The organism is Ensifer sp. Root954 (assembly GCF_001429005.1).
Lineage (GTDB): Bacteria > Pseudomonadota > Alphaproteobacteria > Rhizobiales > Rhizobiaceae > Ensifer > Ensifer adhaerens.
Map to the genome: position 1 here is coordinate 185,189 of NZ_LMJM01000023.1, position 20,545 is coordinate 205,733.

Consider the following 20,545-nt stretch of genomic DNA (forward strand, 5'->3'; position numbering starts at 1 on the left):
GTTCAGAGGGGCCAGATCGCCTGGGCGGCGGTCGAAAGGCCGGAGCGGACGGCCGTGTCGGCATCGACCACCTGAAGAGGGCAGTCGAGGCTTTCGAGCGCAGCCTGATAAAGCGTACCAAGGGATCCGGAGGCGACGAGGCAGATGCTGTCGATCGTCTTGGCTGAAGCCAACGCGCCGGCGATCTCCAGGCCGATCAGCGTGCCCGACAGCAATGCCTTGGCGTCGGTCGCGCTTGCGCCGTGCAGCAATTGGCCTGAGCGCGCGCCGAAGATCAGGCTGGTGGCGAGCGCCGGATTTGTGCGTGCCTCGGCCACCGCCGCCGCAAAGGCGGGATGATCGCCGGTAAACGCGTGCGCGTCGGCGATCGAGTGGCTGAGGATCGAGTGCTTGGAGATCACGTCGAACAATTCGCCGGTCATGAAGGTGGAAAAGCCGCTGACGGCGCCGTCTTCGAGCCGCACCCATTTGCTGTGCGTGCCCGGCATGCAGACGAGATGCCGGCCGCGACCGAGGTCGCTTGCCGCGCCGAGCAATTGCGTCTCCTCGCCGCGCATCACATCCGGGTGCCGCCGGTCACGTTGCGCCAGACCCGGCAGGATACGGATGTCGCGATCGAGATCCGGCACGGCCACGGCATGGAAGGCGATATCGGCGAGCGCGGCCGGCGTATCGAGATAGCCGGCCTCGACCCAACCCTGCTTGGCACCGGCCATGCCGCAGATGATCGCCGGCAGGTGGCCTGGCGCATCGACGGCGGCCAGGTGCTTTTCTAGGATCGCATGGAACCCGGCCTTGTTGGCCGTGGTCATGCCTTCGCCGCTTCGGCGCTCGGCGAGCACCGAGCCGTCCTCGCCGATGATCCACAGCCGGAAACTCGTGGTTCCCCAGTCGACCGCGGCATAATAGGCTGCCGTCATCAAAGTGCGCCTCCATCGATGATCATTGTTTGCGCGGTCATGCCCGACGAGCACGCCGACGCGAGAAAAAGGCAAGGGTCGACGAGATCGTCGGCGGTGAGGCTGCGCTTCAGGCACTGCCGTTCCTGCATGCCGGCGATTGCCGCGTCGCTCAGCCACAGTCGTTTCTGGCGCTCGGTGACGATCATGCCGGGCAGGATCGCGTTGACGCGGATGTTGTCCTGGCCGAGCTTTCCGGCGAGCGATTTGGTCAGGCCGACAATCGCGGCTTTCGCCGTCGCATAGGCCGGGATTTCGGCCATGTTGAGCAGATAGGCGATCGACGAGAAATTGACGATCGACCCGCCGCCGGCTTCGCGCATATGCGGTGCAACCGCCTGGCTCATGAAGAAGAGGTGCCTGAGGTTAACCGCCTGGCTCTCGTCCCAGCTCTCTTCGGTCACGCTTTCCAGTGGCTCGCGATCGTCGCGCGCCGCATTGTTGACGAGCACGTGGATCGCGCCGAGAGCGGCCGCCGCAGTCTGCGCGGCCTTTTTTACCGCTTCAATGTCGCGCAAATCGGCGGGAATATAGACCGGTGCCGTGCTTGCCTTGATGGCGAGCCGTTCGACGAGGTCGAGGCTTGCCCTTTCGTCGATATCGACGAAGGCCACCCGTGCACCCTGGTCGACGAAGCCCTCGACAAGCGCTGCGCCAATGCCGGAACCGCCGCCGGTGACCAGCACCGCGCGGTCTTTGAGATCATGAAATTGTGCCTTCGGCACCGGCATATTCCTGTATCCCCGATCAGTCCTATGGTGAAGAATTGTTCCATTATTCGGAACTTGATTTTATTATATGGAATTATCACGTCGAAGCGTCTACCTTGTCAAGGTCGCGCGCCCGATCGCGCGACTGCAATCGGAAACAAACAAGCGAGCGACGATGACGGGTGAAGCGGCAGGCGGAGGGGACGAAGTGCGTGCGGAGGCTGGCACGGGCACGCTCGGCAAGGCAATCACCGTCCTGGAAGCGGTGGTCACCGCCGATGGCCCGCAGCGTTTTACCGATATTCTCGCCCGGTCCGGCCAGCCGCGCGGCACGTTGTACCGGCTGCTCAGCCATCTGGTCGAGGAAGGGCTGCTGATCCAGCGCCGCGACCTCTCCTATGAGCCTGGCCTTCGGCTGCTGACGCTGGCCTATCGCTCCTGGTCCGCCAATCGCTTTCGCGATGTTGCCGAGCCGCACCTGCAGCGATTGCACGAACTGACCGGCGAGACCGTGCATCTCGGCATCCTGCGCGAGACCGAGATCGTCTATGTCGACAAGGTAGAAAGCCGCCAGACGGTGCGCATGAGTTCGCAGATCGGCAAGGCGTCGCCGGCCTATTGCACCGGCATCGGCAAGGCGGCGCTGTCCTTGCTTGGACAGCCGGAGTTGGAAGGTATTTTGGCCCGAACCGAGTTTCACGCCTTCACGCCGCACACCCATCGCTCGGCTGCCACCTTGCTGGCGGAGATCGAGGAAATCCGGCGCGACGGCCACGCTTTCGACCGCGAGGAACATGAGACGGAGATCCGCTGCGTTGCAGCACCTATCCTCATTCCCGGCAGCGAACTTGCGGCCGGCCTGTCGGTAACCGGGCCTGCCTATCGGGTGACCATGGAACAATTGTCGGCCTGGGCGGCCGCGGTTCGGGCAGCGGCGCAAGCGGTTGGCGAGGACGCGGCGATCCGTCTTGGGCCCGGCCGTGGTGGACCTTGAATTCACTTTACGGTAAATTAGAAACATCGACTGGACGTGGCGCGTCTCGCTCGATAGCTTTAATATATCAGACTCAGGTTCGTGGATGGTCTTAGTCTGGTTCGTTTTTGGTATTGGTATAAATTTTTGACGTGATCTTCATGCGGCGTCAGCGGCCGGTTCCCGCATGGAACTGGATGTGGAGAAGGGCGGAAGATGATTGATTTCAGCGCGAATTTGTCGGCGTTGGCGCTTCCTGATGGGCGAACCATCCGTGGGCCGATTTGTTGCGAAGAGGATATCAGGCGCGTGATCACCCAGGTTGCGGATTCCTACGGTTTCCGTGGTTTCCTGGTGCTTGCCATTCCGGAAACGGAAAGCAACAGCCTGTCCGTCAACGCCTTGATGACGAACTACCCGGCCGCCTTTCTCAAAGGCTATGACAGTGCCGGCTTGATCAATGGCAGCCCGGTGATCCAGCGGCTTCGGCGCAGCACCATCCCCTTTACCTACGACGCGCACCAGCTTGCGCGCCGCCGAGCCGACGGCAAGGGCGATGCGGCGGTCTGCGTCTTCGAGCAGGCGAACATGCCGCGCGGCCTCTATCTGCCGGTGCACGATGCGAGCGGCCACCGCGCCGCGATCGCCTTTGGCGGCGACCGTCCCGTGGTTTCCAATGACGAGCTTCAGGAGCTCAACCTTTGGGCCGGCGTGCTCTACAGCAAATACATGGAGGTGCGCGATCGCGACAAGCGCGGTGCGGGAAGCCTTTCACGCCGCGAGGTCGAGTGCCTGCGCTGGGCGGCCGCCGGCAAGACCACCAGTGAAATGGCGAAAATTCTGGCGCTGTCCGAATATACCGTCAACCACTACCTCAACCGGGCAACGCGCAAGCTGGATTCGGTCAATCGCGTTCAGACCGTTGCAAAGGCCGTGCGCGCCGGGTTGATCAACTGATCGCCGGCACGCGTCGTGCGCGAGCTGATGGCAATATCGGCCTTCACGAGGGGAAATACACAGACTTTTGGGTCGAAGCGGCAGGGATTTTCGATCATCTGTTGGCATTGGCAGGCGGCTCGGTCTATTTGATACGTGATGAATGCCATGGAACGCGCGAATGCAGGATACGATGACGACCGGGATGACTGACGCAGATCTGCCCCGGGGCGGCGATTTCGCGTCCGAGATCGCAAAGCTTGAGACCCAGTTCGATATCATCCGCTATATGCGGCGGATCACGCAGGTTTTTGGCTTCAAGACGTTTCTGATCTGCTCGATCCCCTCGATCGACGTGGAGCGCCTCGCCGCGAGCACCGTCATCTCCAACATGCCGGCCGAGCTGCTGAACAAGTATGACAGCCTGTCGATGCTGCGCTTCAGCACCGGCGTGCGCCGCCTGCGCGAGACGACGACGCCGTTCCAGGTGACGCTTGCAGCCTGGGAGGGAGAGGGCGGCAAACCGGAATCGGCGGCCGAATACATCGAGATGCTGCGCGAAAACGGTATCTTCCAGGCAAGCTACTTCCCGGTTCATGACGCCGAGGGCGGCCGCGGCGCGGTCATCCTGATGGGCCCGCTGGTCGAACTGCCGATGACCGTCACCATGGAACTGCAGATGATTGCAATCCATGTCTATAACCGCCTCGCCGAAATAGGCTCCGTGTGGAAGAGCAGCGGCGCAGCACTTTCGGAGCGCGAGATCCAGTGTTTGAGCTGGACGGCTGCCGGAAAGACCAGCGCCGAGATCGCCGGCATCCTCGGGCTCTCCGAGCATACGGTCAACCACTACCTCAACCACGTGACCAAGAAGCTCGACGCCGTCAACCGCACTCAGGCGGTCGTGAAGGCGATGAAGAAGGGCTACATCAGCTAGCCCCAAGTCGGCCCTGCGCCGCAAGCCTCTTCCTGAATGTCCTCGACCTGATGCGATCGAAAGAAGCTTGGGGAAGCCCGGCATGCTGTCGCCAAGGTTCCGTCATCTGGGCGATCTGCTCCATCCTTGGACGATTTGCAGACGGTTGCTCAGAAACTGGGCATATGCCATCGCCGGCCGATGAATGGCGGTCGAGATTATCTTTTTGAAATTGCTGCTTATTTCCGCCAGATCTGAAACTGGCACGCATCCTGCATTTCTATTGGCATGTCCAGAGGGGACTAAAAAGAAGACAGCGCCCAAGAAGGTCGCGACCGAAAGGGCCACTGCCCGCCTTGAAGGTGATCCCGGATGTACGGACACCGAGGCGGGTGGTGGCCCTTCCTTTTTCCGTTATGTCGCATTGGCGAAGCGCCCCGCCTCGACTATCTAAGAGATAACAAAAGAATGAGAGGGCGCGATGCCGGAAGTCACGAAAGAAGTGGTGCTTGAAAAGTTGCGCACGGTGCGTGGCCCGGGCATGGAAGGCAATATCGTCGACCTCGGGCTCGTGTCTGATGTCTTCATCTCCGACGGCAAGGCCTATTTCTCGATCACCGTGCCGGCCGAACGCGCCAAGGAGCTGGAGCCGATGCGGGCTGCAGCCGAGCGCGTGGTGCGTGACATTCCCGGGATCACCGCGGCAATGGTCGCTCTGACGGCCGACCGCAAGGCAGCCGCAGGCAGCGCGCCGGTGCAGCGCCCGCAGCCGCAGGCACCGTCCCATGCAGGCCACTCCCACGCCCCGCGTCCGGCTGGCGGACCGCCCGCCAAGGCGGGGATCCCCGGCGTCGGCGCGATTATCGCCGTCGCTTCGGGCAAGGGCGGTGTCGGCAAGTCGACCACGTCGGTCAATCTGGCGCTGGCACTCCAGGCAAACGGCCTGAAAGTCGGTCTGCTCGATGCCGATATCTACGGCCCCTCGATGCCGCGGCTGCTGAAGATTTCCGGCCGGCCGCAGCAGATCGAGGGCCGGCTCATCCGCCCGATGGAAAATTACGGCCTCAAGGTCATGTCCATGGGTTTCCTCGTCGATGAGGAAGTGGCGATGATCTGGCGCGGACCGATGATCCAGTCGGCGCTTCTGCAGATGTTGCGCGAGGTCGCCTGGGGCGATCTTGACGTGCTCGTCGTCGACATGCCGCCGGGCACGGGCGACGCCCAGCTCACCATGGCCCAGCAGGTGCCGCTTGCCGGTGCCGTCATCGTCTCGACGCCGCAGGACCTGGCGCTGATCGATGCGCGCAAGGGCCTTGCCATGTTCCGCAAGGTGGAAGTCCCGGTGCTCGGCATCGTCGAGAACATGAGCTACTTCGTCGCGCCCGACACCGGAAACCGCTACGACATCTTCGGGCACGGCGGCGCCCGCAAGGAGGCAGAACGCATCGGCGTGCCCTTCCTCGGCGAAGTGCCGCTGACGATGGGAATTCGCGAGACGTCGGATGCAGGAACGCCGCTGGTCGCCTCCGACCCGGCAGGCGAGGTCGCGCGCGTCTACCGCGATATCGCGACAAAGGTCTGGGAACAGGTATCGGCCACGCAGCAGGACAAGAGCCGCGCCGCGCCGAACATCGTGTTCGAGTAGTTTGTCTCGAAGCGGTTCTGCCCGGCTGCCGGGCACGAATCGTTTTGCCCTTGATTCGGTTTTGATTTAAGCAAACATGCTATAGGGTGGCGCCGAACTGGCGGCGCATGCCCGCGTGCCGGATTGCAAGAGGGCATTGATTTTGCGTTTGCGTTGCGCCATATGCCTTGCCGCACTTGCGAAGGTGCCCAACTTGACGCCCTCTCGCCCGAGATCTTGGCCTCTCGCGATGACTGAGTTGAAGACTTTGTCCTGACTGGCGGAACGTCCCATCCGATGGATCTCTATTGTGGGTATTTTGTGGCGCACGACCTTTCGCCTCTTCCATTCGACCCTAAGGTTGGCATGACGAGGACGCTCGCATGATCACCGGCTATTGCGCCGATGGCACGGCCGTCGTCCTGACGCCCGCCGACCCGCCCGAGAGCTTGCGTTCGGACCTCATCTGGCTGGATCTGGTCGAGCCGAACAAGGCGGAAGATCTGATGATGGAAAAGCTGCTCGGCATTTCCATCCCGACGCGCGACGACCTCAAGGACATCGAGCCTTCGAGCCGTCTCTATATCGAGGAGAACGCCGTGTTCATGACGGCGTCACTGGTGTTTCGTTCGGACACGGAGATACCCGGCCTGACCGACATCGGCTTTATCCTGGCGGGTAGCCGGCTCATCACCATCCGCTATGCCGAGCCTCGATCCTTCGCCCTCTTCAAGGCGTCGATGCACCGCTTCCCCGGAAATTGCCGAGACGGCGCGGTGGTTCTGACCCGGCTCCTGGAAACGATCGCCGACCGAACCGCCGAAATTCTCGAAGAGGCCGTGACCAAGATCGACGATCTGTCGATCGCCGTCTTCGGCGACAAGGCCGCCGGCAAGCGCCGCCCGCCGCATTTTCTCGAGGCGCGCCTGCGCGACGTTGCCGGGCATCATCGTCTGGTCGCCAAGACCCGCGACAGCCTCGCCTCGCTCTCGCGCCTGCTGACATTCGTCTACACCGTTCCGCAGGTGCAGGACGACAAGGAAACGCGCGAACTCTGCCGCTCGATTTCGCGCGACATCCAATCGCTGTCCGAACATGCCGGGTTCATTTCCGGCAACATTACCTTCCTGCTCGATGCATCGCTCGGCCTGATCAACGTCGAGCAGAACGCCATCATCAAGATCTTCTCGATCGCGTCGGTCGTGCTTCTGCCGCCGACGCTGGTCGCCTCTGTCTACGGCATGAACTTCCGCGTCATGCCCGAGCTGGAATGGCAATTCGGTTATCCCTGGGCGATCGCGGCGATGGTGATATCGGCCGTGATCCCCTTTTTCTTTTTCCGCTGGAAAGGCTGGCTTTGAACGCCAGTAGGTTTGCATGACCCAATCGCATGCCCCTTCCACTCATGAGCCGAAGGACCTGCGCCGTCTGCTGGTTCTCGGGCTTGGTTCGATCGGTGTCGTCTATGGCGATATCGGCACCAGCCCGCTCTATGCCTTTCGCGAAGCGTTGCGCCCGGTTTCCCATGACGGTGTGACCGATGCGGAGATCATCGGCCTGATCTCGCTGATGATCTGGACGCTGACGATCATCGTCACGATCAAATACGTGCTGTTTCTTCTGCGCGCTGACAACCAGGGAGAGGGCGGTACGCTGTCGCTGCTTGCCCTGTTGATGAAGTCCGCCAACGGCCACGCCGCCATCCTCTTCTTCATGGGCATTGCCGGTGCCGCGCTCTTTATCGGCGACGCGATGATCACGCCGGCGCTGTCGGTTCTTTCAGCGGTCGAAGGTCTGAAGCTGGTGACGCCGGCGCTGTCGGAATATGTCGTGCCGATCGCGGTGGTCATCCTGTTGATGCTCTTTGCGGTGCAGTCGAAGGGAACCGCGGCGGTCTCGAACTTCTTCGGTCCGATCACGCTCGTCTGGTTCCTGGTGATGGGCGGCATCGGTTTCGTGCACATCTCCGACGACTTATCGATCTTCAAGGCCTTCAATCCCTACTACGCCGTGAGCTTCATGCTCAGCGAAGGCTATGTCGGCATCATCGTGCTCGGCGCCGTCTTCCTGACGGTGACCGGTGCAGAGGCGCTCTACGCCGACCTTGGCCATTTCGGCCGCCGGCCGATCCAGTGGGCCTGGTTCCTGATCGTCTTTCCGGCATTGACCCTCAACTATCTCGGCCAGGGCGCCTTCGTCCTGAAGAACCCGGAAGCGATGTCCGACCCGTTCTTCCTGATGTTCCCGAAATGGGCACTGCTGCCAGTGGTCATTCTGGCGACGGCGGCAACCATCATCGCCAGCCAGGCGGTGATAACCGGTGCCTTCTCGCTGACGCGCCAGGCGATCCACCTCGGCTTCCTGCCGCGCATGGCGATCTTCCATACGTCCGAGACCCATACGGGCCAGATCTACCTGCCGAACGTCAACACGCTCCTGATGTTCGGCGTCATGGCGCTGGTCTTCGTCTTCGGTTCGTCCGAATCGCTGGCGACCGCCTACGGCATCTCGGTGACCGGCGCGATGGTGGTGACGACGGTGCTTTCCTTCGAGTTCCTGCGCATGCGCTGGAACTGGTCGGCGCTTGCGGCCGCCGCTGTGCTGTTGCCGCTCTTCGCGCTGGAGTTCATCTTCCTCGGCGCCAACATGCTGAAGATCCACGACGGCGGCTATGTTCCGGTGCTGATCGCCGCCACCTTCATCATCATCATGTGGACCTGGCGGCGCGGCACCGAAATCCTGCACGCCAAGACCCGCCACATCGACATTCCGCTGGCGAGCTTCATCAAGTCGATCGAGCGCAAGAGCGAGCATGCGCCGGTGGCCGTGCCCGGAACCGCCGTGTTCCTGACGAGCGATCCGGAATCGACGCCGGCCGCACTGCTCCACAACATCAAGCACAACCACGTGCTGCACAATCAGAACTTCATCCTGACGATCCGCACGGCCAATACGCCGAAGGTGCCGAAGTCGGAACGGGTGAGCATGCAGCCGTTGTCGGACCGGTTCACATTGCTCGAAATGCGCTTCGGCTTCATGGAAACGCAGAACGTCTCGCAGGCGCTCGGTCTCTTCCGCAAGTCGGGTCTGAAGTTCGACATCATGTCGACGTCCTTCTATCTCGGCCGCCGCAAGCTCGTGCCCGATGCCGAGAGCGGCATGCCGCACTGGCAGGACCGGTTGTTCATCGCGCTTGCGAATGCGGCAATCGATCCGTCGGACTACTTCCGCCTGCCGACCAACCGCGTGGTCGAACTCGGCTCGCACGTGATCATCTGACGTTTGCCCGGTCCTTGGCCGGGCGCGGGATGGGCCGGATCTACAACGCAACGAAGCCGCCTTCCGATGGGGAGGCGGCTTCGTTGCGTTGTGGGGGCATCCACCTTTCAGCGATCGCGCATTAACCAAACATCAAGGTTAATGCTTCATTTTCAAAGCACGAACGGAGCAGTCCCGGCGAAGTGTCCGGTTGCTTGATTGTCTAATCTTCCCGCGCGGAATTCTCGACGCTGGCGCATAGCCGGCGCGGGCGAAGCCGTGCCGCCTGATAGCGTTGCGTGGAGTCGGTTGGTGCGTAAGAGTCGGAACCTGCGTCTAAAGTCTCGCCTGAACCCGTCCGCCTGGATGGCGCCCGCGATCATCGGCCTTGCGCTTTATCTCGGCTTTCCCTCGTCTGCGGCCTATGCCGACCTCGCGACCTTCCTGTCCGGCATCAACCGGGGCGGCGAGCGCTGGCGCATGTATATGACGCCGTCGCCGGCCGGCTCGATCCACGAAGCCGAAATGGTGTTTGCCGATCCGGTCACCACGGGCGCGCTTGACGGCGGCGCCGGCATCACCATGCCGGACGGCAGCCGCGTCGCGCTGACCGCGGAAACCAAGCACTCGGGCACGCCCGACGAAGACCGCGTCAACCGTCAGGCCAAGAAGGGTCGCGTCGTTGCCGTGACCCCCGTAACGCCGCCGAAGGATTTCTCCGCCGGCTCCATCCTGCAGCGCACCAGCTCCCTGATGGAGCCAAGCCTGGGGGAGGGGGAGAAGATGGTCTTCGCCAAGTCCCGCATCGAAGGCAAGGAGATCGAGATCGCCACCGCCTTCTACCGGAAGACGCCGCCAAAGGCGGAGCCCGGCGTTTCGCCGATGCTGGCCAAGCTCGTTACCAACGATCGCCCCGACATTCTTGCGACTGCTTACGTCCGGCCCGAGCCGGACTATGCGCGTGAATCGCCCTTCGATTCGATCCTGCGCGAAGACAGGAACGCCGGGCGCTTCATTCCCGAGATTGCGCCGGACGACCACGCCTGGGCCGCCACCGCATTGCCGGGGTCGGTTTTCAGCAAGGAAGAGCAGACCTGCCTGGCCGAAGGCATCTACTTCGAAGCCCGCAGCGAGCCGCTCAAGGGCCAGGCCGCCGTCGCGCAAGTGATTCTCAATCGCGTGCGCAATCCCACCTATCCGAAGACCATCTGCGGCGTTGTTTATCAGAACAAGGCCTGGCGCAACCGTTGCCAGTTTTCCTTCGCCTGCGACATGATCCGCGACCTTATTTATTCCCGCTCGCACTGGAAGACCGCCAAGGAAGTCGCCATGGCCGTCACCGCCGGCAAGATCTGGCTGCCGGAAGTGGGCTCTGCCACCCATTACCACGCAACCTACGTCAATCCGCCGTGGGCGAAGACGATGAAGCGGGTCGGCAAGATCGGCATGCATATATTCTATCGCACCTATGGCGGCGGCTGGAGCTGATCCGCGCCCGACGCGATTCCGCCGCCTTTCCTGCGCACACGCGGAAGGGGGATTCCCGCCGGTCTCCGGCCGGAATCCTGCCGCGACCTTGTCGAAGATCGATGAACGTGTGCTTAACCCATTGAATTTCATGGAAAACATTGTCCACGATCAAGCGACCTGCACGCCTTGACTATGCGGGTGCCTAAAACTATGTTGCGCGCGACTTCAAATGGGGCCGAAACGTGGCTTGTGCGAAGGCCTATTGTATGACCGAAATCGCGGTCTGAGACCCGATAAGGACGACAAGGGAGTAGCCACGTGGCGGAGAAACCTGAAGAAAGTCTGGAAGCGCGGCTGAAGCAGCTCGGCGACAAGATTGAGGCCAAGAGGCCCAATACGCCTGATGTAGCGGAAGCCAGGGCCGCCGAAAGCCGTAAAGGTTATGCGGCGGCGATGAAGCTCTCGAGCGAGTTCATCGCCGGCATCGTTGTCGGGGCGTTTCTGGGCTATCTTTTGGACCACTTTGCGGGTACAGGGCCGTGGGGATTGATTATCTTCCTGCTTCTCGGCTTCTGCGCTGGCGTGCTGAATGTGCTGCGCTCGGCCGGTATGGTGGCGACACCGGAAGCCGGAAGAGGCGGTTCTGGGAATGACAAGAAGGACGGCGACGCCCGCTGAGGCGTTGCCCCGAAGAAAACGGTTTCCGCTCTCGGGCGGGTAGAACGAAAGAGAAGCGCGGTGTCAAACGATCCGACCCACCAGTTCTTGGTCAATAAGATTGTCCCGATCGAAATTGGCGGAATGGACTTTTCCTTCACCAATGCGTCGCTGTTCATGGTCGCGACCGTGGGTGTTGCCGCAGGCTTTCTTTATCTGACGACGTCGCAGCGCGGTCTTATCCCGACCCGCATGCAGTCGGTCTCGGAAATGTCCTACGAATTCATCGCCTCGATGCTGCGCGAAGGTGCCGGCAGCGGCGGCATGAAGTTCTTCCCGATGGTGTTCTCGCTGTTCATGTTCATCCTGACGGCGAACCTGCTCGGCATGATGCCCTACTTCTTCACGGTCACCAGCCAGATCATCGTCACTTTCGCTCTGGCGCTGTTCGTCATCGGTACCGTCATTCTCTACGGTTTCTACAAGCACGGTCTCGGCTTCCTGAAGCTCTTCGTGCCGCATGGCGTTCCTGGCGTCCTTCTGCCGCTCGTCGTCGCGATCGAAGTCATCTCGTTCCTTTCCCGCCCCATCAGCCTCTCGGTCCGTCTTTTCGCCAACATGCTGGCCGGGCACATCACGCTGAAGGTCTTCGCAGGCTTCGTCACCTCGCTCAGCGCCCTCGGCGCGGTCGGCATCGGTGGCGCCATCCTGCCGCTCATCATGACCGTCGCCATTACCGGTCTTGAGTTCCTCGTCTGCTTCCTCCAGGCCTATGTCTTCGCGGTACTGACTTGCATGTACCTCAACGACGCTGTCCATCCCGGAAGCCACTAAGGAATAACAGTCGCTTGCTTCCGGCCGGACCTCCGCCGGAAGCGCAATCCTAAGCCGCAACACCATTCGAAGGAGTTCAAACATGGAAGCGGAAGCAGCAAAGTACATCGGCGCAGGTCTCGCTTGCCTCGGCATGGCCGGCACGGCTCTCGGCCTCGGCAACATCTTCGGCAGCTACCTCTCTGGCGCGCTGCGTAACCCGTCGGCTGCTGACGGCCAGTTCGGCCGCCTCGTATTCGGCTTCGCCGTTACGGAAGCTCTGGGCATCTTCTCGCTGCTCGTAGCCCTGCTCCTCCTCTTCGCCGTCTAATATCGGCTGGAGTTTCGGCCGCGACCCGTCAAAAGGTCGCGGCCGCGCATATTCTTGAGTGCACCTGGAGGTGAGCATGTTTGTGACCGCGGCTTATGCCCAGCAGTCAACCACCACTGAAGGCGCCGAAGCACACGATGCCGCTGCGGCCGGTGAGGTGCACACCGAAACGGGTGTGGCTCACGAAGGCGAGGCTGGCTCCGGCGTGTTCCCGCCCTTCGATACGACCCATTTCGCATCGCAGCTGCTTTGGCTCGCGATCACGTTCGGCCTCTTCTATCTCCTGATGTCGAAGGTCATCATTCCGCGCATCGGCGGAATTCTGGAAACCCGTCACGATCGGATCGCTCAGGATCTCGATGAAGCGTCCCGCCTCAAGGGCGAAGCCGACGCTGCCATCGCTTCCTACGAGCAGGACCTGGCAGCCGCCAAGTCCAAGGGTCACAAGATCGCCGACGACGCCCGCGAATCCGCAAAGGCCAAGGCCAATGCTGACCGCACCGCCGTCGAAGCCGACCTTGCCAAGAAGATCTCGGCTGCAGAAGACCGCATCGCCGACATCAAGGCAAAAGCACTGGCCGACGTCGGCGCCATCGCCGAGGAAACCGCAACGGCTGTCGTCAAGCAGCTGATCGGCGGAACCGTCACCAAGGCCGAGATCACCGCTGCCGTCAAGGCATCGGCTGGCAACTGAGGAGCACTGAACTATGCATCTTGATGCAACTTTCTATGCCTTCGTTGGCCTGATCCTGTTCTTCGTCCTGATTGCCTATCTCAAGGTTCCGGGCATGGTCGGCAAGGCGCTCGACGCCCGCGCCGAAAAGATCGGCAACGAGCTGACCGAAGCCAAGCGCCTGCGCGAAGAAGCACAGGGCCTCGTCGCTGAATACCAGCGCAAGCGCAAGGATGCCGAAGCGGAAGCTGCTGGCATCGTCGCTGCGGCCCAGCGCGAAGCCGAAATGCTGACCGCGGAAGCCAAGCAGAAGACCGAGGAATACGTCGTTCGTCGCACGGCTCTTTCGGAACAGAAGATCAAGCAGGCCGAAAGCGATGCGATCAACGCGGTTCGTTCCGCTGCCGTCGATCTCGCGATCGCCGCTGCCGAGAAGGTCATTGCCGCCAAGGCGGACGCCGGCGCCCAGAGCGATCTGTTCAAGAAGGCACTTGGCGACGTCAAGGCACGCTTGAACTAAGCGCTCGGACATTCGATTGAAGAAAGCCCCGCTTCGTGCGGGGCTTTTTTTATGCCTGTCTGCAGAGAACGCGCTGGCCCGAACAATGGGTGGTGCCAGCCTCACTCAGAGATTTGCGTAGGCGTTTCGCCACATCAGGTTCGGCCGCCGAAGTAGGACCAGTGTTCAACGGCTAGCGTAGCGCACGTCAGCATGCGCGCCGCCGGTATGGCTTTTGACGCGAGAAAAGCTGTTGACGAGATATGTCGGAAGCGGAACCGAAAACGCCTGCGTAGCGCTGGTCAGGGATTGCGCAAAGGTTAGTCGTCCCGGCGCAGCGGCCGGAAGCTCATGCGGTGCAGCGGGCAGGGGCCGTGGGTCTCGATGGCGCGACGGTGGGTCACCGTCGCATAGCCGGCATGGAGCGCGAAGCCGTAGCCGGGATGTGCGAGATCGGCACGGGCCATCATGCGGTCGCGGGTGACCTTGGCGACGATCGAAGCGGCGGCGATCGACAGCGACCGCGCATCGCCCTTGACGACCGCCTTGGCGTGGCAGGTGAGGCCGGGCGGCACGTCACGGCCGTCGACGAGCACGAAGCGTGCGTTCGAGGGCAGGCCGGCCACGGCGCGCCGCATGGCTTCAAGGCTTGCCTTGCGGATGTCGGTGGCGTCGATCGTGCCGGCCGAAGCCGAGGCGATCGACACTTCGGACGTGGCGAGGATTTCTTCGAACAGTTTTTCGCGCGCCTGCGCCGTCAGCTTCTTGCTGTCGTCGAGGCCTGCGGGAATGGCGTCCGGATCGAGGATGACGGCGGCGGCGACCACCGGTCCCGCGAGCGGCCCACGCCCGGCCTCATCTGCTCCGGCGACCGGCCAGAAGCCATCGCCCTTGGCCGAAAGCTCGAAACTGAAATCGGGCGCTTCGATGATATCGGGAAAAAGGGGAGAATCGGACGATCTGCGAGACATAAGTCTAATTCGCATGATCGCCCGATTCTCTTCAAGCCCCCAGGTCCGAGTGCGGCGGCGGACGGGGGATTACCGGGGCCCACGGCGGGTAAGGGGCACCGGAACTGCTATGCGATCTGAGGCGCCCGCTATCGGGTTCGCCTGGCGGTGCGGGGCGATCATCTCTCGCCGCGCGCCGATTACGAAATTGCGGGATGGCTACCCAGGCGACCGGAAAGCCTTCAAAGAAGCGAGAGCTGCACCCCCGTTCCGAGCGGCGGCACGAAGAGATCGTCGCGCAGCTGCCGGCGCGTCGGGTTGAAGCCGAGGCGCTTGACCGCCAGGTCGAAGCGGCGGCCAATCTGCCACGCATAGGGGCCGGCGCCCTTCATGCGTTTGCCGAATTCGGCGTCATAGTCCTTGCCGCCACGCATGGAGCGGATGAGCGACATGACGTGCCGGTAGCGGTCCGGATAATTGCGCAGCAGCCAGTCGCGAAAGAGCGGGCTGACCTCGAGCGGCAGCCGCAGCAGGACATAGCTTGCTTCGGTTGCTCCGGCTGTCCTTGCGCCTTCGAGCACGCGCTCGATCTCGTGGTCGTTCAGCGCCGGAATGATAGGGGAAACGAGAACACCGGCCGGGATGCCCGCTTCGGCAAGCATGCGTATCGCCTCCAGCCGCTTGCTCGGCGTAGAGGCCCGCGGCTCCATCGTGCGGGCGAGCTTCCGGTCGAGTGTCGTGACGGAGATGCCGACGCGCACCAGTCCCTTTTCCGCCATCGGCGCCAGGATATCGATATCGCGGGTGACCATCGCTGATTTGGTGACGATCATGACCGGATGGTTGGCGTCCCGCAGCACCTCGAGGATCTGGCGCATGATGCGCCACTCCTTCTCGATCGGCTGATAGGGGTCGGTGTTGGTGCCGATGGCGATCGGCCTCACCTTGTAGTCCTGCCGCGCCAGTTCGCGCTCCAGAAGTCGCGGTGCATCCGGCTTGGCAAACAGTTTTGCTTCGAAGTCGAGGCCGGCCGATAGGCCCATATACGCGTGCGTGGGGCGGGCAAAGCAATAGATGCAACCATGCTCGCAGCCGCGATAGGGATTGATCGAGCGGTCGAAGGAGATGTCGGGAGACTCGTTCCTCGTGATCACCGTGCGCGGCTTCTCGACCTGAACCTCGGTCTTGAACGGCGGCAGATCCTCCAGGCTTTCCCAACCGTCGTCGAACGTCTCGCGGCTGCGCGGTTCGAACCTGCCGGACATGTTGATCCCGGCGCCGCGCCCCCGGCGGCGATCGATGTCGATCCGGAGGCCCGTTGCGCTCATCATCGCGTCGGCCACATCTGCCGTGTTGGCGGGCGCAAGGGCACCCTGCCTGATCTGAGACAGCTCGGTCATTGGAATCTCCCCGGAATCAGATATTTGATCCCGTTTTGTTCTGATTATTTTCCTATCGCGAATGAGGGAACAATTCAAGAACAAAAAATTGGAATTTCGGTTTTGTCGATCAAGGCACCGCTTCGGTCGATGTCCTGGATGTAGCAATTGCCGTGCCGATGCGTTACGAGAAACCATGCTCACGATCATCATGGAAACCCGCGACAACGAAGCCGAACTGGCGCAGACGCTTGCTGTGTTGGTTGCCGGCGCCGTGGAGGGGCTGGTCAGCGATGTGATCATCCTCGATCATGGTTCGAAGGATGGTTCGTCCGATGTGGCCGATGCCGCTGGATGCCGTTTCTGCCGGAATTGGGATCTCGCCGATGTGGTGGGTTCGGCGCGTGGCGAATGGCTGATGTTGCTGGAGCCGGGCGCCCGCCCGATCGGCCGCTGGATCGATGAACTGGCCGAGTACGTGTCGATGAACAAGGCACCGGCCCGCTTCTCCGGTTCGAGGCTGCATCGCATGCCTCTCTTCCGCCGGCTGACCCGGCGGGGAAAGCCGCTGGAGACAGGCTTTCTCCTGCGCAAGAACGATGCTCTTGCGGCCGCCCGCGGCAATACGGGCCTGGATGCCATGACGAATGTCCGCTCTGTCCGCAAGCTCTCGACCGAACTTGTTCCGGCCTGGGTCGCCGTCGAAGCCAGGCGGTAACGCCGGTTCGTAGCGCGCAAAATTAAAGGTGCCAGTCCCGGGGGGACGGCACCTCCAAGCGGCTCTCAAATGACCTTGTTTGGTAGATTTCTATCCGGGCAGCATTCTGGCTACCCGTCGTATCCAACATTGCATTCCGCCTGGGGGACAGAGGCGGAAGGGTCTTGCGGCGCGAGGAATAGAACGTGCGGCGGTCGTTCCTCGCTGTGTCAACGCTTGGAGACTAACGAGAGGAGAAGCGACCGTCAGTTACTAAGGTAACAGGTCGGCCAAGCCGGAACGGTCCAAGCTCTTCAGCCACGTTTCAGATGCTCGTCGAGCCGCGGCATGATCTCCACGAAATTGCAGGGCATGTGCCGATAGTCGAGCTGTTGCTTGAGGATGCCGTCCCACGCATCACGGCAGGCACCGGGCGAACCCGGAAGGACGAAGATGAAGGTGGCGTTGGCAACGCCGCCAGTTGCCCGCGACTGGATCGTCGAGGTGCCGATCTTCTCGAAGGAGATACGGTGGAAGACTTCGGAGAACCCGTCCATGCGCTTCTCGAACAACGGTTCCAGCGCCTCAGGCGTCACGTCCCGCCCGGTGAAGCCCGTTCCACCTGTCGTGATCACTACGTCGATGTTGGGATCGAGCGTCCAGGCCTTTACCTGGTCGTAGATCTTCGTCTTGTCGTCGGAAACGATGGCGCGCGCCTCAAGCCGATGGCCGGCGTCACGCACCCGCGCTTCCAATGTGTCGCCCGACTTGTCGTCGGCGCGCGTGCGCGTGTCGGAGACCGTGAGGATGGCGATCCCGACAGGAATGAACGGACGCTTTTCGTCGATACCGGCCATGCTATTTCCCTTTGCCCACTGTCCTGCAGGCGAGAACGTACCACCCGGGGTAGGCCTCCGAAAGAGCGCGCGCTGTCGCAGCCGCGCGCACGTCGCTGTCGAAAAGGCCGAAGCATGTGGCGCCTGAGCCCGACATGCGCGTGAGCGCCGATCCGGCTTCGGTCAATGCCTTGCAGACCGTGCCGATCACGGGCTCAAGGCCCTCTGCCGGCAGCTGCAAATCGTTGCGCATCGTGGCGATGGCAGAGATCCACTCGGCCGCCGTACCGGCTCTGTAAGGCGCAACGAGCGGCGGGTTCGTCTTGTTGGCGAGGGCCCGGAAGACAACCGGCGTCGAGACGGCGACGAGCGGATTGACCAGCACGACCGGTAGCGCGGGGAAATCCGCAAGCGGCGTAATGTCCTCGCCGATCCCCTTCGCGAGCAGTGGCGTGCCGGCAAGACACATCGGCACGTCCGCTCCGAGCTGCAGCGCGATGGCGCCGAGGCGGGAGGGTTCGATCGTCGCGCCCCAAAGATCGAGAAGCCCAAGAAGCGTCGCCGCCGCATCCGCGGATCCGCCGCCAATGCCCGAGGCGAGCGGCAGGTTCTTCTCGAGATGCAGGTGGACCGGCCCGGCCGTGTCGGGGTTAAGCGCCTGCAGTTTGGCGCGCAGCAGATCCCGTGCCTTCAGAACCAGATTGCCGCCCTCAGCGCCGGCATCCATCGGCAACGCGGCGGCAAACGCGCCCGAAACCGTGAAGCGATCCGCATCCGCCGGCGAGAGACCGATGCGATCGCCGCGATCGGCAAAAGTGACGAGACTTTCGAGAAGATGGTGGCCGTCGGCGCGCTGGCCGACGACGTGAAGGGCCAGATTGATCTTGGCGAGGGCTGCACGCGTCAGCGCGAAGCCCGCGATGTCACCTTCCGACATGGAACGGTCAGGACTTCTTGTCCGGCGCCGGTGCTTCCGGGGTCACCTTCTTCGGCGCGGTTTCCTTGGCATCGGCCGAGGCGGGGACTGTTTCCTTGAGCGGCGGCAAGCCGTTCTCGATCTTTGCCTTGATCTTCGGGATCTCGGCTTCCTCGGGCTTCAGTTCGAGCGTCTGCGTCCACTGGAACACGGCTTCGAGCTTGCGGCCGACGCGCCAGTAGGCGTCGCCAAGGTGATCGTTGATCGTCGGGTCGCCGGCCATCAGTTCGGCCGCCTTCTCCAGTTCCACGACGGCGTCGTCGAAGCGGTTCATGCGGAAATAGGCCCAGCCGAGGGAATCGACGATATAGCCGTCATCCGGCTTCAACTCGACGGCCTTGCGGATCATCTCCAGGCCTTCTTCGAGGTTGATGTTCATGTCGACCCAGGAATAGCCGAGATAGTTCAACACCTGCGGCTGGTCCGGATTGAGCTCCAGCGCCTTGCGGAAGTTCGGCTCGGCCTTGTCCCAGAGCTTCTGGCGCTCATAGGCGATGCCGCGTTGGAAGAACACCGTCCAGTCGCTGCGCTTCGGGACGGAGCCGATCTGTTCGACGGCGCGATCGTAGAGTTCGCCCATCTCCTTGTAGTCCTTGGCGTCGGAAAGCACGCTGCCATAGGCGAGATAGTTGCGGATGTTCTTCGGATCGACGTCGATGAGCGCCTTCAGGTGCTTCTTCGCCTCGTCGACCTTGCCGATGCTGGCGAGGCTGAGCCCGAGCTGTAGTTCCGAAACGCGCCGCATCGGCGAGGTCTCGGGAATGGCCTTGTAGAGTTCGATCGCCTCGTTCGGTTTCTTCAGGTTTTCGGCGATGCCGCCGAGCATGACCAGGATGTCGGCGCTGTCAGGGTCGAGCCGGCGCGCGGTCTGCAGGTAGAGCGAGACGATGTCCTCGGCGCCGTCGCGGTTGAGTGCCGCACCGATCGAGAAGAGCACGGCCGCAGCGCCCTGGGTGGCGTTCTTGACCTGCTGTTCCTGCGGAACACCATTCTCGATATCGGTCCTCAGCGCCTGCAGCGGCGTGTAGTTGTTGACCATGTTTTCGCCGACGGCGACGGTATCGAGCGCCTTCTGCTTGTTGCCTTCGCGCGCCTCGAAACGGGCAAGCGCTTCGACCGCGCGCATGAAGGTGTCGGGAGCGGCACTTCCGCCCTCGCGGTCGAGAATGGCATCGTTGAGCCTGGTGCGCGCCGTCTGCTTGTCACCCGCAGCAACCGCGATCGCGCCCGCATGATAGTTCTTGAACACGCGGAACCATTCAGGACCGTCAAGGCCGTTAATCTCGGCGAGTGCTTCCTTCGGCTTGCCCTGGCCGAATTTCGCCCAGGCCGAAAGCAGGCCGTTCATCAGCCGGTCGAGATCGTTCGGACCCTGGTAGTTCAGAAGCTTCTGTGCGTTGCGATACTCGCGCTTGCGGATCGCCTCGATCGCGCGAATGACCGTCGTGATGCGCTCGACGGCCGGGTCGGACTTCAACTGCTCGGCAATCTTCGCGCCTTCGTCGAACTGGCCCGCCATCAGAAGCGTGATCATCAGCCGCTGCTTGACGTCGTTGTTGTTCGGCTCGAACTGCAGCGCGATGCGGTAGAGTTCCGTAGCGGAAGCGAAGTCGCGGTCCGTATCGGCGGTGCGGGCAGCGAGAAACGCGCCGGAAAAGGTATTGACCGACTTGATGTCGAACGGCTCAGTTTCCTCGACGGCTGCGGTCTTCTCCTCGGCAAATGCCTGGTAGCCGCCGCTGACAGCAGCGAGAGCCAGCAGTGCTGCGCCGCTGAGGAGGCGGAGAATCGTCTTTTGCCGCATGTCAAACCTTTCGCGCCGATTGCTCGGCTTTCGCACCACTAAGGGTTGTTTTCGGAGTCAGCCACATATAGCCCAACGCAACTC

At 62.2% G+C, this 20,545-nt stretch carries 20 protein-coding genes; 13 read left to right on the forward strand and 7 right to left on the reverse strand.

Annotation, left to right across the window (positions count from 1 at the left end; genetic code table 11):
• Positions 1 to 2 precede the first annotated feature (2 nt).
• A complete protein-coding gene (locus tag ASE71_RS14940) occupies positions 3 to 923 on the reverse strand; it encodes a 2-dehydro-3-deoxygalactonokinase (protein ID WP_200949861.1) in 921 nt (306 codons plus the stop codon).
• A complete protein-coding gene (locus ASE71_RS14945) occupies positions 920 to 1,690 on the reverse strand; it encodes an SDR family NAD(P)-dependent oxidoreductase (protein ID WP_060516394.1) in 771 nt (256 codons plus the stop codon). The genes ASE71_RS14940 and ASE71_RS14945 overlap by 4 nt, the downstream gene beginning before the upstream one ends.
• 154 nt (positions 1,691 to 1,844) lie before the next feature.
• Here ASE71_RS14945 and ASE71_RS14950 point away from each other — a divergent pair, with 154 nt between their 5' ends.
• The 12 genes from ASE71_RS14950 to ASE71_RS15005 all read left to right on the forward strand — a co-directional run bounded on the left by ASE71_RS14950 (position 1,845) and on the right by ASE71_RS15005 (position 13,840).
• Entirely contained in the window at positions 1,845 to 2,663 is an 819-nt protein-coding gene (locus tag ASE71_RS14950) for an IclR family transcriptional regulator (protein ID WP_060516565.1), read from the forward strand.
• A gap of 195 nt (positions 2,664 to 2,858) precedes the next feature.
• Entirely contained in the window at positions 2,859 to 3,599 is a 741-nt protein-coding gene (locus ASE71_RS14955) for a LuxR family transcriptional regulator (RefSeq protein WP_060516392.1), read from the forward strand.
• 142 nt (positions 3,600 to 3,741) lie between these two features.
• Complete coding sequence (locus ASE71_RS14960) at positions 3,742 to 4,515, forward strand: LuxR family transcriptional regulator (protein WP_051659571.1); 774 nt, start codon at positions 3,742 to 3,744, stop codon at positions 4,513 to 4,515.
• A 460-nt stretch (positions 4,516 to 4,975) separates the two neighbouring features.
• Positions 4,976 to 6,139, forward strand: a complete 1,164-nt coding sequence (locus ASE71_RS14965) for an Mrp/NBP35 family ATP-binding protein (protein ID WP_034801037.1) — start codon at positions 4,976 to 4,978, stop codon at positions 6,137 to 6,139.
• 362 nt (positions 6,140 to 6,501) lie between these two features.
• Complete coding sequence (locus ASE71_RS14970) at positions 6,502 to 7,479, forward strand: magnesium transporter CorA family protein (RefSeq protein ID WP_060516390.1); 978 nt, start codon at positions 6,502 to 6,504, stop codon at positions 7,477 to 7,479.
• Between the two features lie 16 nt (positions 7,480 to 7,495).
• Positions 7,496 to 9,397 carry a potassium transporter Kup gene (locus ASE71_RS14975; protein WP_034801041.1) on the forward strand — a complete coding sequence of 634 codons (1,902 nt, stop codon included), beginning with the start codon at positions 7,496 to 7,498 and terminating at the stop codon, positions 9,395 to 9,397.
• 345 nt (positions 9,398 to 9,742) lie between these two features.
• Entirely contained in the window at positions 9,743 to 10,864 is a 1,122-nt protein-coding gene (locus ASE71_RS14980; RefSeq protein WP_060516388.1) for a cell wall hydrolase, read from the forward strand.
• Between the two features lie 300 nt (positions 10,865 to 11,164).
• Positions 11,165 to 11,524 (forward strand): AtpZ/AtpI family protein, encoded by a 360-nt coding sequence (locus ASE71_RS14985; RefSeq protein WP_034801042.1) that lies wholly within the window; start codon positions 11,165 to 11,167, stop codon positions 11,522 to 11,524.
• Positions 11,525 to 11,584: 60 nt separating this feature from the next.
• The gene (locus ASE71_RS14990; RefSeq protein ID WP_043620932.1) at positions 11,585 to 12,337 is read left to right on the forward strand and encodes a F0F1 ATP synthase subunit A; all 753 of its coding nucleotides are present in this window, start codon (positions 11,585 to 11,587) and stop codon (positions 12,335 to 12,337) included.
• A gap of 82 nt (positions 12,338 to 12,419) precedes the next feature.
• Entirely contained in the window at positions 12,420 to 12,647 is a 228-nt protein-coding gene (locus tag ASE71_RS14995; protein ID WP_025426100.1) for a F0F1 ATP synthase subunit C, read from the forward strand.
• Between the two features lie 76 nt (positions 12,648 to 12,723).
• Complete coding sequence (locus tag ASE71_RS15000) at positions 12,724 to 13,341, forward strand: F0F1 ATP synthase subunit B (protein ID WP_034801046.1); 618 nt, start codon at positions 12,724 to 12,726, stop codon at positions 13,339 to 13,341.
• Positions 13,342 to 13,354: 13 nt separating this feature from the next.
• Positions 13,355 to 13,840: a F0F1 ATP synthase subunit B gene (locus tag ASE71_RS15005; protein ID WP_034801048.1), complete on the forward strand. Its 486-nt coding sequence runs from the start codon at positions 13,355 to 13,357 to the stop codon at positions 13,838 to 13,840.
• A gap of 299 nt (positions 13,841 to 14,139) precedes the next feature.
• Here the strand turns inward: ASE71_RS15005 and ASE71_RS15010 are convergent, their stop codons facing one another.
• Positions 14,140 to 14,790 carry a ribonuclease HII gene (locus ASE71_RS15010; protein WP_034801051.1) on the reverse strand — a complete coding sequence of 217 codons (651 nt, stop codon included), beginning with the start codon at positions 14,788 to 14,790 and terminating at the stop codon, positions 14,140 to 14,142.
• Between the two features lie 221 nt (positions 14,791 to 15,011).
• On the reverse strand, positions 15,012 to 16,169 hold the full coding sequence (locus ASE71_RS15015; protein ID WP_060516385.1) for a PA0069 family radical SAM protein: 1,158 nt from the start codon (positions 16,167 to 16,169) through the stop codon (positions 15,012 to 15,014).
• A gap of 175 nt (positions 16,170 to 16,344) precedes the next feature.
• Here ASE71_RS15015 and ASE71_RS15020 point away from each other — a divergent pair, with 175 nt between their 5' ends.
• A complete protein-coding gene (locus ASE71_RS15020) occupies positions 16,345 to 16,866 on the forward strand; it encodes a hypothetical protein (RefSeq protein ID WP_060516383.1) in 522 nt (173 codons plus the stop codon).
• A 293-nt stretch (positions 16,867 to 17,159) separates the two neighbouring features.
• On the opposite strand, the gene moaB is transcribed toward ASE71_RS15020, so the two are convergent.
• Genes moaB through ASE71_RS15035 form a run of 3 tightly spaced genes read right to left on the reverse strand, consistent with a single transcriptional unit; the run spans position 17,160 to position 20,461 of the window.
• On the reverse strand, positions 17,160 to 17,702 hold the full coding sequence (moaB, locus tag ASE71_RS15025) for a molybdenum cofactor biosynthesis protein B (protein ID WP_034801059.1): 543 nt from the start codon (positions 17,700 to 17,702) through the stop codon (positions 17,160 to 17,162).
• Position 17,703: 1 nt separating this feature from the next.
• Positions 17,704 to 18,618 carry a 4-(cytidine 5'-diphospho)-2-C-methyl-D-erythritol kinase gene (locus ASE71_RS15030; RefSeq protein WP_060516381.1) on the reverse strand — a complete coding sequence of 305 codons (915 nt, stop codon included), beginning with the start codon at positions 18,616 to 18,618 and terminating at the stop codon, positions 17,704 to 17,706.
• Between the two features lie 7 nt (positions 18,619 to 18,625).
• The gene (locus tag ASE71_RS15035) at positions 18,626 to 20,461 is read right to left on the reverse strand and encodes a tetratricopeptide repeat protein (protein ID WP_060516379.1); all 1,836 of its coding nucleotides are present in this window, start codon (positions 20,459 to 20,461) and stop codon (positions 18,626 to 18,628) included.
• Positions 20,462 to 20,545 lie beyond the last annotated feature (84 nt).

Bases quoted from the DNA above. Each gene is read 5' to 3' on its own strand.
- ASE71_RS14955 (WP_060516392.1), top strand. From the start codon at position 2,859: ATGATTGATTTCAGCGCGAATTTGTCGGCGTTGGCGCTTCCTGATGGG.
- ASE71_RS15035 (WP_060516379.1), bottom strand. From the start codon at position 20,461: ATGCGGCAAAAGACGATTCTCCGCCTCCTCAGCGGCGCAGCACTGCTG.
- ASE71_RS14945 (WP_060516394.1), bottom strand. From the start codon at position 1,690: ATGCCGGTGCCGAAGGCACAATTTCATGATCTCAAAGACCGCGCGGTG.
- ASE71_RS15020 (WP_060516383.1), top strand. From the start codon at position 16,345: ATGCTCACGATCATCATGGAAACCCGCGACAACGAAGCCGAACTGGCG.
- moaB (WP_034801059.1), bottom strand. From the start codon at position 17,702: ATGGCCGGTATCGACGAAAAGCGTCCGTTCATTCCTGTCGGGATCGCC.
- ASE71_RS14965 (WP_034801037.1), top strand. From the start codon at position 4,976: ATGCCGGAAGTCACGAAAGAAGTGGTGCTTGAAAAGTTGCGCACGGTG.
- ASE71_RS14995 (WP_025426100.1), top strand. From the start codon at position 12,420: ATGGAAGCGGAAGCAGCAAAGTACATCGGCGCAGGTCTCGCTTGCCTC.
- ASE71_RS15030 (WP_060516381.1), bottom strand. From the start codon at position 18,618: ATGTCGGAAGGTGACATCGCGGGCTTCGCGCTGACGCGTGCAGCCCTC.
- ASE71_RS14975 (WP_034801041.1), top strand. From the start codon at position 7,496: ATGACCCAATCGCATGCCCCTTCCACTCATGAGCCGAAGGACCTGCGC.
- ASE71_RS14950 (WP_060516565.1), top strand. From the start codon at position 1,845: ATGACGGGTGAAGCGGCAGGCGGAGGGGACGAAGTGCGTGCGGAGGCT.
- ASE71_RS14980 (WP_060516388.1), top strand. From the start codon at position 9,743: ATGGCGCCCGCGATCATCGGCCTTGCGCTTTATCTCGGCTTTCCCTCG.
- ASE71_RS15005 (WP_034801048.1), top strand. From the start codon at position 13,355: ATGCATCTTGATGCAACTTTCTATGCCTTCGTTGGCCTGATCCTGTTC.
- ASE71_RS15010 (WP_034801051.1), bottom strand. From the start codon at position 14,790: ATGTCTCGCAGATCGTCCGATTCTCCCCTTTTTCCCGATATCATCGAA.
- ASE71_RS15015 (WP_060516385.1), bottom strand. From the start codon at position 16,169: ATGACCGAGCTGTCTCAGATCAGGCAGGGTGCCCTTGCGCCCGCCAAC.
- ASE71_RS14970 (WP_060516390.1), top strand. From the start codon at position 6,502: ATGATCACCGGCTATTGCGCCGATGGCACGGCCGTCGTCCTGACGCCC.
- ASE71_RS15000 (WP_034801046.1), top strand. From the start codon at position 12,724: ATGTTTGTGACCGCGGCTTATGCCCAGCAGTCAACCACCACTGAAGGC.
- ASE71_RS14960 (WP_051659571.1), top strand. From the start codon at position 3,742: ATGCCATGGAACGCGCGAATGCAGGATACGATGACGACCGGGATGACT.